The 13352-nt window shown below is 67.4% G+C and carries 10 protein-coding genes; 8 read left to right on the forward strand and 2 right to left on the reverse strand.

The features are described 5' to 3' along the window. Positions 1-265: 265 nt before the first annotated feature. From A4F85_RS07945 to prpF, 3 genes are read left to right on the forward strand one after another with little or no spacing between them, the layout of a single operon-like run. Positions 266-1246, forward strand: a complete 981-nt coding sequence (locus A4F85_RS07945) for a tripartite tricarboxylate transporter substrate binding protein (RefSeq protein WP_013802568.1) — start codon at positions 266-268, stop codon at positions 1244-1246. 49 nt (positions 1247-1295) lie between these two features. Beyond that, positions 1296-3923 (forward strand): Fe/S-dependent 2-methylisocitrate dehydratase AcnD, encoded by a 2628-nt coding sequence (gene acnD, locus A4F85_RS07950; RefSeq protein ID WP_063326251.1) that lies wholly within the window; start codon positions 1296-1298, stop codon positions 3921-3923. Further along, on the forward strand, positions 3923-5119 hold the full coding sequence (prpF, locus tag A4F85_RS07955; RefSeq protein ID WP_063326252.1) for a 2-methylaconitate cis-trans isomerase PrpF: 1197 nt from the start codon (positions 3923-3925) through the stop codon (positions 5117-5119). The genes acnD and prpF overlap by 1 nt, the downstream gene beginning before the upstream one ends. A gap of 34 nt (positions 5120-5153) precedes the next feature. Here prpF and A4F85_RS07960 read toward each other — a convergent pair whose 3' ends face one another. Beyond that, entirely contained in the window at positions 5154-6086 is a 933-nt protein-coding gene (locus A4F85_RS07960) for a pyridoxal-phosphate dependent enzyme (RefSeq protein ID WP_063326253.1), read from the reverse strand. Between the two features lie 67 nt (positions 6087-6153). On the opposite strand from A4F85_RS07960, the gene A4F85_RS07965 reads away from it, so the two are divergent. Beyond that, complete coding sequence (locus A4F85_RS07965; protein WP_063326254.1) at positions 6154-7086, forward strand: LysR family transcriptional regulator; 933 nt, start codon at positions 6154-6156, stop codon at positions 7084-7086. 166 nt (positions 7087-7252) lie between these two features. After that, on the forward strand, positions 7253-8107 hold the full coding sequence (locus tag A4F85_RS07970; RefSeq protein WP_063326255.1) for a hypothetical protein: 855 nt from the start codon (positions 7253-7255) through the stop codon (positions 8105-8107). Between the two features lie 21 nt (positions 8108-8128). Here the strand turns inward: A4F85_RS07970 and prpR are convergent, their stop codons facing one another. Then, entirely contained in the window at positions 8129-10171 is a 2043-nt protein-coding gene (prpR, locus tag A4F85_RS07975; protein WP_063326256.1) for a propionate catabolism operon regulatory protein PrpR, read from the reverse strand. 176 nt (positions 10172-10347) lie between these two features. Between prpR and A4F85_RS07980 the strand changes: the two genes are divergently transcribed. The 3 genes from A4F85_RS07980 to A4F85_RS07990 are packed head-to-tail and all read left to right on the forward strand — an operon-like array spanning position 10348 to position 13303. Then, positions 10348-11343 (forward strand): Bug family tripartite tricarboxylate transporter substrate binding protein, encoded by a 996-nt coding sequence (locus tag A4F85_RS07980; RefSeq protein ID WP_063326257.1) that lies wholly within the window; start codon positions 10348-10350, stop codon positions 11341-11343. A gap of 44 nt (positions 11344-11387) precedes the next feature. Continuing rightward, a complete protein-coding gene (locus tag A4F85_RS07985) occupies positions 11388-12398 on the forward strand; it encodes a Bug family tripartite tricarboxylate transporter substrate binding protein (RefSeq protein WP_012205414.1) in 1011 nt (336 codons plus the stop codon). 44 nt (positions 12399-12442) lie between these two features. Next, complete coding sequence (locus A4F85_RS07990) at positions 12443-13303, forward strand: isocitrate lyase/PEP mutase family protein (protein WP_063326258.1); 861 nt, start codon at positions 12443-12445, stop codon at positions 13301-13303. The last annotated feature ends 49 nt before the right edge of the window (positions 13304-13352 follow it).

The following is a 13352-nucleotide window of genomic DNA, read 5'->3' on the forward strand; positions in this document are numbered from 1 at the left end:
GCCCGAGCCCGCCGGGCCTGCCGGGCCTTGCCGGGCACAAGGGGTGGAGGGCGAGGCATTGCACAAGCCCTCATCCATGAAATCAGAGGCGGCAGTTTTGAAACATCAATGAAACGGATGGCGCGGCAGCAGGTGGCGCTGCAGCCCTTCAGCCTCTGGCAGCAGGCTGCGGGGCTTGCACGGGTTTCCCCTTGAGTCGGATGGCATGCCGCTTGCAACAAGCCTGGTGCACTGCCAACCATAACTCTGCAGGAGACACCAACCCATGAGCATCAACCGCCGCCGCTTTTGCGCCGCCCTGCCCGCCCCGCTGGCCGGCCTTGCGCTGCCGCACCAGGGCCTGGCCCAGGAGGCCTTTCCCAGCAAGTCGCTGAAGATCGTCTGCCCCTTCGCACCCGGCGGCGGTTCGGACTTCATTGCGCGCGTGGCCTCCAACGTGCTCAACGACAGGCTGGGCCAGCCCGTGGTGGTGGAGAACCGGCCGGGTGCCGGTGGCACGCTGGGCACCGAGTACGCGCTGCGCTCGGCGGCCGATGGCTACACGCTGCTGCTGGTGGCGGGCAGCTATACGGTCAACCCTTCGCTGTACAAGCTGCGCTTCGACCCCGTGGCCGACATGACGCCCGTGATCCAGCTGTCCAAAGGCGCCTACGTGGTCTGCGTGAGCCCCCGCGTGCCCGCCAGAAACCTGCAGGAACTGCTGACCTATGCGCGTGAGAACCCGGGCAAGCTGACCTTTGCCTCGGCCGGCAATGGCAGCCATCTTCACATCGTCACCGAGTACCTGTTCGGCATGGCCAAGGTCAAGGCCACGCATGTGCCCTATCGCGGCACGGGCCCGGCCGTGACCGATCTGCTGTCGGGCAACGTGGACATGCTGGTGGCAGGCACCGAGGCGCTGATGCAGCACGTCAAGAGCGGCAAGCTGCACGCCCTGGCCGTGACCACGGCCCAGCGCCTGCCCGCCTATCCCGAGATTCCGTCGGTGGCCGAAAGCGGCCTGCCGGACTATGACGTGGTGGCCTGGCACGGCCTGCTCGCGCCCAAGGGGCTGCCGCCCGCCGTGCTGTCGCGCATCAATGCGGCGTTGGACACCGGCCTCAAGGCGCCGGCACTGCTGGCCCAGCTGGAGCCCACGGGCGTGTCCCCGGCAGGCGGCACACCGGCCCAGTTCGGCGCCCTGATCCAGTCCGAGATTCCCCGCTACGCCAAGGTGGTGAAAGACAACGAAATCCGCGCACAGTAATCGGCGCACAGCAATCGGCTCACGCAGGCCCGAGAATCCATCCGCCCCCATGACCTCCCACTACAAGAAACCCCTGCCCGGCACCACGCTGCACTACATTGACGCCCGCGCCGCCGTCGATGCCCTCTCGCCCGGCGCCTGGGCACGCCTGCCCTACACCGCCCGCGTCCACGCCGAGAACCTCGTGCGCCGCGCCGATCCCGCGCAACTGGACAGCTACCTGCTGCAGTTCATCGAGCGCCGCCGCGACATCGACTTTCCCTGGTACCCCGTGCGCGTGGTCTGCCACGACATCCTGGGCCAGACCGCCCTGGTGGACCTGGCCGGCCTGCGCGACGCCATTGCGGCCGAAGGCGGCGACCCCGCCCAGGTCAACCCCGTCGTGCCCGTGCAGCTCATCGTGGACCACTCGCTGGCCGTGGAGTGCGGCGGCTTCGATCCCGATGCCTTTGCGAAGAACCGCGCCATCGAGGACCGCCGCAACGAGGACCGTTTCCACTTCATCGAGTGGACAAAAAAAGCCTTTGCCAACGTGGATGTGATCCCCGCAGGGAACGGGATCATGCACCAGATCAATCTGGAGAAGATGTCCCCCGTGGTGACTGTGCAGGATGGCCTGGCCTTCCCCGATACCTGCGTGGGCACGGACAGTCACACGCCCCATGTGGACGCCCTGGGCGTGATCGCCGTGGGCGTGGGCGGGCTGGAGGCCGAGAACGTCATGCTGGGCCGCGCCTGCTGGATGCGCCTGCCCGAGATCGTGGGCGTGCGCCTCACGGGCCGGCGCCAGGCGGGCATCACCGCCACCGACATCGTGCTGGCCCTGACCGAATTCCTGCGCCAGCAAAAAGTCGTCGGAGCCTATGTGGAATTCTTTGGCGAGGGGGCCGACAGCCTGAGCATCGGCGACCGCGCCACCATCTCCAACATGTGCCCCGAATACGGCGCCACGGCGGCCATGTTCTCCATTGATGACCAGACCCTGGCCTACCTGCGCCTGACCGGCCGCGACGAGGCCCAGGTGCGCCTAGTCGAAGCCTATGCGCGCACCGCAGGTTTCTGGAGCGACAGCCTGGCCGATGCCCAGTACGAGCGCGTGCTGCAGTTCGACCTGTCCACCGTGGTGCGCAACATGGCCGGCCCCTCGAATCCGCACCGGCGCCTGCCCACCTCGGCCCTGGCCGAGCGCGGCATTGCCGATGCGGCAAAACTGCAGGCTGCCCGCGCCCAGGAGGCGCAAGGCCTGATGCCCGATGGGGCCGTCATCATCGCGGCCATCACCAGCTGCACCAACACCAGCAACCCGCGCAATGTCATCGCCGCGGCCTTGCTGGCGCGCAACGCCAATCGCCTGGGTCTCACGCGCAAGCCCTGGGTCAAGACCTCGCTGGCGCCGGGCTCCAAGGCCGTGGAGCTGTACCTGAAGGAGGTCGGGCTGCTCACCGAGCTGGAGCAGCTGGGCTTTGGCATCGTCGCCTTTGCCTGCACCACCTGCAACGGCATGAGCGGCGCACTCGACCCCGCCATCCAGCAGGAAATCATCGAGCGCGATCTCTACGCCACGGCTGTGCTCTCGGGCAACCGCAACTTCGACGGGCGCATCCATCCCCAGGCCAAACAAGCCTTCCTGGCCTCGCCACCGCTGGTCGTGGCCTATGCGCTGGCGGGCACGGTGCGCTTTGACATCGAGCAGGATGTGCTGGCTGTGGTGGACGGCCGCGAAATCCGCCTCAAGGACCTGTGGCCCGCCGACGAAGAGATCGACGCCATCGTCGAGCAAGCGGTCAAACCTGCGCAATTCCGCGCCGTCTACGAACCCATGTTCGCCATCCGCAAGGACGACGGAAACAAGGCCTCGCCCCAGTACGACTGGCGCCCCCAGTCCACCTACATCCGCCGCCCGCCGTACTGGGACACCGAAGGCGTGGGCGCGCTGGCGGCCTTCCCGCGCACGCTGCGCAACATGCGGCCGCTGGCGCTGCTGCCCGACAACATCACCACCGACCACCTGTCGCCCTCCAACGCCATCCTGGCCGACAGCGCGGCGGGCGAATACCTGGCGCGCATGGGCCTGCCCGAGGAGGACTTCAACTCCTACGCCACTCACCGCGGCGACCACCTCACCGCCATGCGGGCCACCTTCGCCAACCCGCAGCTGGTCAACGAAATGGCCGTCATCGACGGCGTGCAGCACAAGGGATCGCTGGCGCGCATCGAGCCCGAAGGCCGCGTGGTGCGCATGTGGGAGGCCATGGAAACCTACCTGAACCGCCGCCAGCCGCTGATCATCATCGCGGGCGCCGACTACGGCCAGGGCAGCTCACGCGACTGGGCGGCCAAGGGAGTGCGGCTGGCGGGCGTGGAGGCCGTGGTGGCCGAAGGCTTCGAGCGCATCCACCGGACCAACCTCATCGGCATGGGCGTGCTGCCGCTGCAGTTCGTGCCGGGCACCAGCCGCAAAACCCTGGGCTTGGACGGCACGGAGATCTATGGCGTGGAAGGCGAGCGCACCCCGGGCACCCAACTCACGCTGGTGATCGAACGCCGCAACGGCCAGACGCTGCGCGTGCCGGTGACCTGCCGGCTGGACACGGCCGAGGAGGTATCGGTCTACGAAGCGGGCGGCGTGCTACAGCGGTTTGCCCAGGACTTTCTTGCACAGACACAGGACGCTTGATGAACACCACACCCCAGATCCGCATTCCCGCCACCTACCTGCGCGGAGGCACCAGCAAGGGCGTGTTCTTTCGCCTGCAAGACCTTCCGGAGGCTGCGCAACAGCCGGGCCCCGTGCGCGACGCCATCCTGCTGCGCACCCTGGGCAGCCCCGACCCTTACGGCAAGCAGATCGACGGCATGGGCAATGCATCGTCGAGCACCAGCAAGGCCGTGATCCTCTCGGCCAGCACGCGCGAAGGCCATGACGTGGACTACCTGTTCGGCCAGGTCTCCATCGAGCGGCCCTTCGTGGACTGGAGCGGCAACTGCGGCAATCTCTCGGCCGCCGTGGGGCCCTGCGCCATCCACATAGGATTGATAGCCCCTGCGCGCATTCCACGCAACGGCACGGCCACCCTCCGCATCTGGCAGGCCAATATCGGCAAGACCATCGTGGCCCATGTGCCCATCACGGACGGCCAGGTGCAGGAGACGGGCGACTTCGAGCTCGATGGCGTGACCTTTCCTGCGGCCGAGGTGGCGTTGGAGTTCCTGGACCCTGCCGATGAGGGAGAGGACGGAGGCGCCATGTTCCCCACGGGCCATCTCGTGGATCGCCTGGATGTGCCTGGCGTGGGCAGCTTTGCAGCCACGCTGATCAATGCGGGCATTCCGACCATCTTCCTGAACGCAAAGGACCTGGGCTACACGGGCTGCGAGCTGCAGGACGCCATCAACGGCGATGCCGAGGCGCTGGCGCGCTTCGAGGCCATACGCGCCCACGGCGCCCTGCAGATGGGCCTGATCCAGGAACTGTCCGAAGCCGCCAGGCGCCAGCACACGCCCAAAATCGCCTTTGTGGCACCGCCAGCGCCCTACACGGCCTCCAGCGGCAAACGCATCGAGGCGGGCGATGTGGACCTGCTGGTGCGCGCCCTGTCCATGGGCAAGCTGCACCACGCCATGATGGGCACTGCGGCGGTGGCCATCGGCACGGCGGCAGCGGTGCCGGGCACGCTGGTGAATCTGGCGGCGGGCGGCGGCGAACGCGGCGCCGTTCGCTTCGGCCATCCCTCCGGCACGCTGCGCGTGGGCGCCGAGGCCCGGTTGGTGAATGGCCAGTGGCAGGTGACCAAGGCCTTGATGAGCCGCAGCGCGCGCATCCTGATGGAAGGCTGGATCAGGGTGCCTGGCGAGGTGTTGAACGCCGCGTGAATGCGCAGGGCCCGGCTTCAGACCTGGGCCGTGCTCACGCCTGGCCGGTCAGCGCCGCTGCGTGCCACGTCTGCAGTTGCTCCAGCGTGTTCGTCGTGCCGCCGCAGGCCACCACCAGCACGCGCTTGAAGCCCTGCAGCGCAGGTGCGCCTGCGTAGGCCAGGGCCAGCGCGGCACCGCAGGCGGGCTCCACATGCAGGCGATGGTCATCAATGAAGCGCAGGCAGGCGTTCAGCGCCTGCGCATCCGTCACCACGGCGCTGCGCACGGGGTGCACCTGCGCCAGATCGAAGGCCCGCTGGCAGACCTGGCGCGCGCCCAGCGAGGTGGCAACGCTGGTGATGCGGTCCAGCAGCACGCGGCGGCCCTGGGCCAGCGACTGCGCCAGGGAGTCCGCGCCGGCCGTCTCTGCGGCAATCACGGGCACATCGGTCCAGCCATGGCGCTCCAGGCCCTGCACCACGCCGGCCAGCAGGCCGCCGCCGCCCACGGCCAGCACCACGGCGTCGGGCTTGAAGTCGGCAGCGGCCAGCTCATCGACCAGGGTGGAATGCCCTGCCCACAGCAGCGGGTCGTCAAACGGATGGACAAAGGCATCTTCGGCGCCCAACAGGGACTGGGCCAGGGCGTTGGCCTCGTCCCAGACGGCGCCATGCACGATCAGCTCGGCGCCCTGGGCACGGATCAGTGCCCGCGCATGCTCGGTCGTGGTTTGCGGTACGACCACGGTGACGGGTATGGACAGCTGCTGCCCGGCATAGGCCACGGCAATGCCGGCATTGCCGCCCGACGAAGCCACAAAGCGCTTCTTGCCCTGGCGCGCCAGGGTCTCGCAGGCATGGCCTATGCCGCGCAGCTTGAATGATCCGCAGGGTTGCAGCGCATCCAGCTTGAGCCAGATTTCAGGATCACCGACGTGGCTCAGGGCATGGGACGGGATAAGGGGAGTGAAGGTGTGCAAAGGCATGGGGAGGCAGTGTAGAACCGGCGTTCAGCCGCGATAATCCCTTGGCTTTTCAAATATTCTTTGCGCCATGAGCACAAATCAAGCCCTGCCGCTGTTCGGGGAAATGGCCATCTTCGTCAAGGTGGTGGACACGGGCAGCTTCTCCGAGGCCGCGCGCCAGCTGGGCAGCACGCCATCGGCCACCAGCCGGGGCGTGGCGCGGCTGGAAAGGGCTCTGGGCCTGCGCCTGCTGGAACGCACCACGCGCAAGTTGCGCCTGAGCGAGGCCGGCCGCGAGGTGCATGCGCGCTGCCTGGACATGGTGGGCGCCGCCCAGGCCGTCATGGCCGCGTCCCTGCTGCAGGACGCGCAGCCGCGCGGCCTGGTGCGCATCAGCGTGCCCAAGGCCGTGGGCCGTACCGTGGTCCATCCCCACATGCCCGACTTCCTGGCCCTGTATCCGGAGGTCGATGTGCAGATGCGGCTGGAAGACCGCTACATGGACCTGATCGACGACCCGGTGGACCTGGCCATACGCATCACCAACCACCCGCCGCCAGGCCTCATGGGCCGCCACCTGATGGACATCGACCATCTGCTGTGCGCCTCGCCCCAGTACCTGGCCCGGCACGGCACGCCCGTGCATCCGCTGGAGCTCAAGGCCCACAGCTGCATCTACCTGGGCGAGGAGCCCGGCGACGCGCACTGGAAGCTGCGCGGCCATGGCAAAACCGTCACCGTGGCCGTGCGCGGGCGCTATGCCGCCAACCACACCGGTGTGCGGCTGGACGCCGTGCTGCAGCACATCGGCATCGCCAGCCTGCCCCGCTTCACGGCACGCGAGGCCCTGGCGGACGGGCGCATCGTGCAGGTGCTGCCGGACTGGAGCTTTCTGCCCAACTACAGCGGCCAGCTGTGGATTCTTCACCCGCCCACGCGCCACCTGCCGCTCAAGCTGCGCGTGCTGATGGATTTCCTGGCCGAGCGGCTGGGTGGGGTTGATGGGCTGCAGGTTTCATGATTCTTCCATGTGATTTTCAATAGCCAATGGCAATCACGACGACCATTTCATTCGAGCAGAAAACCAAATGACTCCGTCATCCCGGGCGATTCAGCATTCCGCAGTGGATCGCGGTTAAAGTCCGGCATCCATTCGATTCAATATCCCCAAAACCAACGGAGCAAGCATGTCAAAGCGACTGAATGGCCTCATGGCCGCGGCCCTTGCCGCCTTCATTTCCACACCCGCGCTGGCCATTCTTCCGGATTCGGGCATGTGGAGCATTGGCGCGGAACTCAATGGCAAGCCCGGGCGCGGCATTCAGATCGACAGGCAAGGCGGCTCCACGCTGATCCTGACCTATTTCGGTTATCGCGCGGACGGATCGTCACTGTTCCTGCAGGCCGCAGGCACGCTGAAGGACGGCAAGCAGTTTGACGGCGTGCTCACGGAATACCGCAATGGCCGCGCACTGGGTGGCCAGGCCCGCGATGGAGAGCTTGCACAGGAGGCTGGCCCGGTCAGGATCGTCTTCGATTCCTCCACCACGGCGACGATCACCCTGCCCGGCGAGGCTCCGCAGCGCCTTCAGCGCTTCCAGTTCGAGGATCTGAAGCGCCGACTCAACTTCACATTCGTCCACACCGTCGCCTATGAGTTCTCCAATATCACACCGGGCACGATCACCATCAAGGCCGATGGCAATACGCTCACCATGTCCCAAAAAACGGGCGGCTCAGGTAGCTGTGAATACGTGGGCGATTTGAAGTATGCGGGCGATGGCTTCCACTCAAAGGGAACGGCCGAATGCGACTGGGGTACAAACATCAGTCACTTCATTTATGAGGCCAAGCACCTGAAAGTGGATGAATTCGGCACACTCAGTGCCCGCATCTATATGGGCCCTGTCGACAAGCCCGGAACCTATAGCCACAGACAGTTCATCAGCGGCATTTGCCAAAATGATCAACCCACGATGCTGGGCACGCCCCGTTGTAACCCCGAGGCCATGCAGGTGGACCCTGCCCTGCAGCGGGAATAGCCGCAGGACGCAAGCGCGCGATCAACGGCTGTCGCGCAGCCTGCGCCACAGCGTGGCCCGGCTGATGCCCAGGATCTCGCAGGCGCGGCGCTGGTCGCCCTGCACCTGCTCCAGTACTTCGCGCATGCGCTGGCGCTCGGCATCGCGCCGGGCCTCGCGCAACTGCAGTTGCCGCTGCTGTGCGGGCAGGGTCTGAACGGTACCCTGCCCAGCCCCGTCGCATTCAGGAAACAGCTCCCGCAGCCGGCCCATGTCCACGCGGCCCGCGCTGTCACGCAGGTCGTGGCGGCAGGCCAGCAGGCGTTCCACCCAGTTGTCCAGCTCTCGTGCATTGCCGGGCCAGCGGTGCGCGGCGGCCAAATCCAGCAAGGCTTCCAGCAAGGGCTCCAGTGAAGAGGCCTCGGCCTGCAGCGACTGCGTGCGCAAACGTCGCGCAAGCATGGTGCGGGCCAGGGCCTGGACATCGCCCTGTCCGCGTTCGTGCAGTCCGGGCATGGCCAGGCGCAGCACGGCCAGGCGGTAGAACAGGTCGCGCCTGAATTCACCGCGCTCGACCAGGGTCGCAAGATCGGCATGCGTGGCGGCGATGACGCGCAGGTCCACAGGCACGGACGTGGTGGAGCCCACGCGCAGCACTTCGCGCTCCTGCAGCACGCGCAGCAGGCGGGACTGCAGGGCCAGCGGCATGTCCCCGATCTCGTCCAGGAACAAGGTGCCCGTATGGGCCGCCTCGATCAGCCCGGTCTTGCCGCCGCGCCGCGCGCCGGTGAAAGCGCCTTCGTCGTAGCCGAAGAGTTCGCTCTCCAGCAGGCTTTCCCCCAGGGCCGCGCAGTTGACGGCCAGAAAGGGCTGGGCGGCGCGCCGGCTGGCGCGGTGCATGCCCTGTGCCAGCAACTCCTTGCCCGTGCCACTGTCTCCCTGGATGAGCACGGTGGCATCGCTGGCCGCGAACTGGCGCGCCAGGCGGCGCACGCGCTGGGCGGGCTCGCTGTCGCCCGCGTAGTCTTCGATGCGCCAGCGCACGCCCGCGCCGCGCAGGCTGCGGTTGGCGCGCAGGTGGCGGTCGGCGCGCTGGATGGTGGCGGGGTCGCGGCAGACCAGCAAGGCGCCCGTGAGCTGGCCGTTTTCCACGATGGGCGCGCGCCGTACCACCAGGGTGCGCATGGCCAACTGGACCACGTCTTCACTGCCTTCGGGCTCCAGGGATTGCGACTGCAGCGCCTGTGCCAGCGCCAGCGCGGGCGCCACCTCGTCCAGCAGCCGGCCATGCAGCGCCCTGGCGGGCGCTCCCAGCAGGGCCGCCATGGTGGGGTTCAGTGCCTGGATGCAGCCTTGCGTATCCACGGCGACCACGCCGTCCTGCAACTGGCCAAGCACGGTTTCCAGCCGCTGGTGGCGGGCGCGCTCGGCATGGCGGTGGCGGGCCAGCAGCACCGCGTCGCGCAGGGCCTGCAGCACGGCGCCGTCGGAGTACAGCAGCACGCTGGGAATGCCGGCCTGCTCGGCCAGATCGGCAACCAGCCCTGGCGCGACCACGGCACCCACGCCTGCGGCCTGCAGCGCACGCACGCAGGCCTGGGCATCCTCGGGCCCGTGGTAGCTGAACTGGGCAATGCCGGCGCCGAACAGCGCGTCGAACTGGGCCAGGTGCGGCGAGGGATGGTCAAACGACACCAGCCCGATGCGCGGCGTGCCGCCCGCCTGCGCCAACTCCCGCGCGCTGGCCAGCGCCTGCAGCAGATCGAAGCCGCGCACCTCGATCATGACCACGGGAATGTCGACATGCTCGCGCACCCAGGCACCACTGGCGCCGGCGGCCACCAGGGCGTCTATGGGCTCGACCGCCTGCAGCGCGCGCACGGCCTGCACAGCGTCGTCAAAGGCCGCGCTGACATGCTCCACACGCACCTGGTCGCCCACCGCCAGGGACATGCGCTCCAGCACGCGGCCGATGCGATGGCGGCCTATGGTGACGACACGGGGCCATGCCACGCGGGGGGCGGACGGGGTTCCAGGGACAGGGGCCACGAATGATTCATTCATGCAACCGATTATTTCATTCATGCAACATCGCGCCGCATGAATCCAGCAGCAGGTTCCGCCTCATCCTCTTGTGAACTAAAAAATGCATTCAGATCAATGGCTTGCAATAACAAGGGTTTACCCTTTATTGCCATGGCATGCAGCTTGCAAACAAGGCCGGCGTTTCAATCATTTCAAGTATTTCCAGGAGACTCCCCATGCACCAGCCATCCCGCCTGCCCCGCCGCACCGCCCTGGCCGCCCTGCTTGCCACCGTGCTGCCGCTGGCCGGCGTGTCGTTTGCCGCGCCTGCCGCCGATGCCTGGCCCACCCGCCCCATCCGCCTGGTGGTGCCGTTCTCTGCAGGCGGCGCCAACGACCTGATGGCCCGCTCGGCCGCCGAAGGTGCGTCGAAAATCCTGGGCCAACCCGTGGTCATCGACAACCGGCCCGGCGCAGGCGGCACCGTGGGCGCCGACATCGTGGCCAAGGCCCAGCCAGATGGCTACACCCTGCTGGTGAGCGCGGCCGGCGTGCTCTCCAACAGCATGATCAAAAAGACCATGCCGTTCAAGGACGATGCGCTGGTGCCCGTGGCCATGATCGGACTGGCGCCTTCGGTGATCGTGGTTCCCAAGAACGCGCCCTACCAGAACCTGCGCGATTTCGTCGAGGCATCGAAGAAGGGCCAGGGCTTCAATTTCGCCACGGCCGGCACGGGCAGCACGCCGCATTTCGTGGCCGAGATGCTGAACGTGAAGTACGGCGCACAGCTGCAGCCCGTGCCCTACAAGAGCGGATCGGAAAGCACGACGGCCGTGCTGGGCGGCCAGGTGGAGGGCACGTCGGAGGCCAGCATCATCGCCCTGCCCCACATCCTCAATGAGGGCAAGTTCAAGGCCCTGGCCACGACCTGGACGCAGCGCATCTCCGCCTATCCGCAACTGTCCACCGCCGTGGAGCAGGGCTTTGCCGAGCTGCAGATAGCGCACTGGGCCGGCATCCACGCGCCCAAGGGAACGCCGGCCGCCATCCTGGACAAGCTGGCCGCCGCCGTGGACCAGGCCATGAAGGAGCCGGCCACCGTGGAGAAGCTCAAGGGCCTGGGCATCGAGCCCATCGGCGGCACGCGCGCCGAGTTCGTGAAATTCACCGATGCCGAGCGCAAGCGCCTGGGCGAGATCGTCAAGGCCGCGAAGATGCAGGAAAAGTGAGCCGCTCCCGCCACAACCACGGATTCCAACCGAGACAAGACACCATGAATACCCGCCGCAATACCCTCCGCCTGAGCTTGGGGCTGGCCCTGAGCGCCACCGCCGCCGCTGCGGCCCTGCTCGCCGCCCCCGCCACCGCCGTGGCCCAGGGCGCAGATGCCTGGCCCTCGCGCCCCATCAAGCTCATCGTGCCCTATGCGGCCGGCGGCTTTGCCGATACGCGGGCCCGCAAGATCGCCGACAAGATAGGCCAGAGCCTGGGCCAGCCCATCGTGATCGACAACCGCGGCGGCGCAGGCGGCGTGACGGGCACGGATGCCATTGCCAAGGCCACGGACGGCCACACTTTCGGCTTCGGCTCGCCAGGTCCGCTGGTGACCAATCCCATGCTGATGAAAAAGCTGCCCTACAACGCCGCACGCGACCTGCAGCCCATCATCCTGATCGAAGAGGCGCCGCTGATCCTGACCACGGCGCCCAACCAGCCATTCAAGACCGTGGCCGAGCTGGTGGCTGCAGCCAAGGCCAAGCCGGGCACGCTGACCTATGGATCGTCGGGCGTGGGCGGCGCCCACCACCTGTCGGGCGAGCTGCTGGCCTTCCAGACGCGCACGGACATGGTCCATGTGCCCTACAAGGGCGGCGCGCTGGCAGCCACCGACCTGATGGGCGGCCACCTGGCCTTCATGTTCGAGATGGGCTATGCGGCCCTGCCCGCCATCCAGGGCGACAAGGTCAAGGCGCTGGCCGTGTCCAGCAAGCAGCGACTGAAGGTGCTGCCCAGCGTGCCCACGCTGGATGAGGCGGGCATCAAGGGCTTCGAGTCGTACAACTGGCTGGGCATGATTGCACCGGCCAGCACGCCGCCGGCCGTGATCGAGCGCCTGAACAAGGCCGTGAACGAGGCACTCAAGGACGCCGAGGTGCGCGCCATGATCGAGAACACGGGCGGCATGGTCATGGGCGGCACGCCCCAGGCCTACGGCAAGTTCATCGAGGCCGAGCGCGCCAAGTGGGGCCCGGTGATCAAGAACGCCAACATCACGCTGGACTGAGCGCCAGCCCGCGCATCGCTTTTTTCCATCCGACACCACCATCCATGAACACCAAGCAACAACTCAAGGCCCTGGCCGAAGCGCGCCGCGGCGTGCTCGTGCCCGGCGCATTCAACGCGCTGTCCGCACGCGTCGTGGCCGATCTCGGCTTCGAGGCCATCTATGTGACCGGTGCCGGCGTGACCAACATGTGGTTCGGCCTGCCCGACCAGGCCTTCATGGGCCTGACCGACATCGCCGACCACACGGCCCGCATCCGCGACGCCGTGGATCTGCCGCTGATCGTCGATGCCGACACCGGCTTCGGCAACGCGCTCAACACCTATCACGCCGTGCGCACGCTGGAGCGCGCGGGCGCCGACTGCATCCAGATCGAGGACCAGATCAGCCCCAAGCGCTGCGGCCATTTCAATGGCAAGGAGGTGATTTCCACCGACGAGATGCTGGGCAAGATCAAGGCCGCCGTGGACGCGCGCCGCGACCAGGGCACGCTGATCATGGCGCGCACCGATGCCTGCGCCACGCAGGGCTTCGAGGCCGCCGTGGAGCGCGCCCAGCGCTTTGCCGAGGCGGGAGCCGACATTCTGTTCGTGGAAGCCGTGACCCAGGCCGACGAGATCCGCGCCCTGCCCCAGCGCCTGTCCACGCCGCAGCTGATGAACATGGTGATCGGAGGCAAGACGCCCATCACCGACGCGGGCGAGCTGGCAGACCTGGGCTATGGCCTGGTGCTGTATGCCAATGCCGCGCTGCAAGGCGCCGTGGCCGGCATGCAAAAGGCGCTGGGCCAGCTGCGCAACGAGCGCAGGGTGGACGAGAACCCCGCTGTGGTCGCCCCCTTTGCCGAGCGCCAGCGCCTGGTCAACAAGCCGTTCTGGGACGCGCTGGAAAAGAAGTACGAGTGAAGCGCGAGTGAAGTTCGAGCGAGGGCGGGCTGGCGCAGCGCCGCTCAGC

The sequence above is a fragment of the Delftia sp. GW456-R20 genome (assembly GCF_001622915.1).
GTDB classification, from domain to species: Bacteria; Pseudomonadota; Gammaproteobacteria; order Burkholderiales; family Burkholderiaceae_C; genus Comamonas; species Comamonas acidovorans.

Excerpts from the sequence above, each read along its gene's own strand:
- A4F85_RS07990 (WP_063326258.1), top strand. The coding sequence starts at position 12,443 with ATGAACACCAAGCAACAACTCAAGGCCCTGGCCGAAGCGCGCCGCGGC.
- prpR (WP_063326256.1), bottom strand. The coding sequence starts at position 10,171 with ATGAATGAAATAATCGGTTGCATGAATGAATCATTCGTGGCCCCTGTC.
- A4F85_RS07945 (WP_013802568.1), top strand. The coding sequence starts at position 266 with ATGAGCATCAACCGCCGCCGCTTTTGCGCCGCCCTGCCCGCCCCGCTG.
- A4F85_RS07980 (WP_063326257.1), top strand. The coding sequence starts at position 10,348 with ATGCACCAGCCATCCCGCCTGCCCCGCCGCACCGCCCTGGCCGCCCTG.
- A4F85_RS07960 (WP_063326253.1), bottom strand. The coding sequence starts at position 6,086 with ATGCCTTTGCACACCTTCACTCCCCTTATCCCGTCCCATGCCCTGAGC.
- A4F85_RS07965 (WP_063326254.1), top strand. The coding sequence starts at position 6,154 with ATGAGCACAAATCAAGCCCTGCCGCTGTTCGGGGAAATGGCCATCTTC.
- prpF (WP_063326252.1), top strand. The coding sequence starts at position 3,923 with ATGAACACCACACCCCAGATCCGCATTCCCGCCACCTACCTGCGCGGA.
- A4F85_RS07985 (WP_012205414.1), top strand. The coding sequence starts at position 11,388 with ATGAATACCCGCCGCAATACCCTCCGCCTGAGCTTGGGGCTGGCCCTG.
- acnD (WP_063326251.1), top strand. The coding sequence starts at position 1,296 with ATGACCTCCCACTACAAGAAACCCCTGCCCGGCACCACGCTGCACTAC.
- A4F85_RS07970 (WP_063326255.1), top strand. The coding sequence starts at position 7,253 with ATGTCAAAGCGACTGAATGGCCTCATGGCCGCGGCCCTTGCCGCCTTC.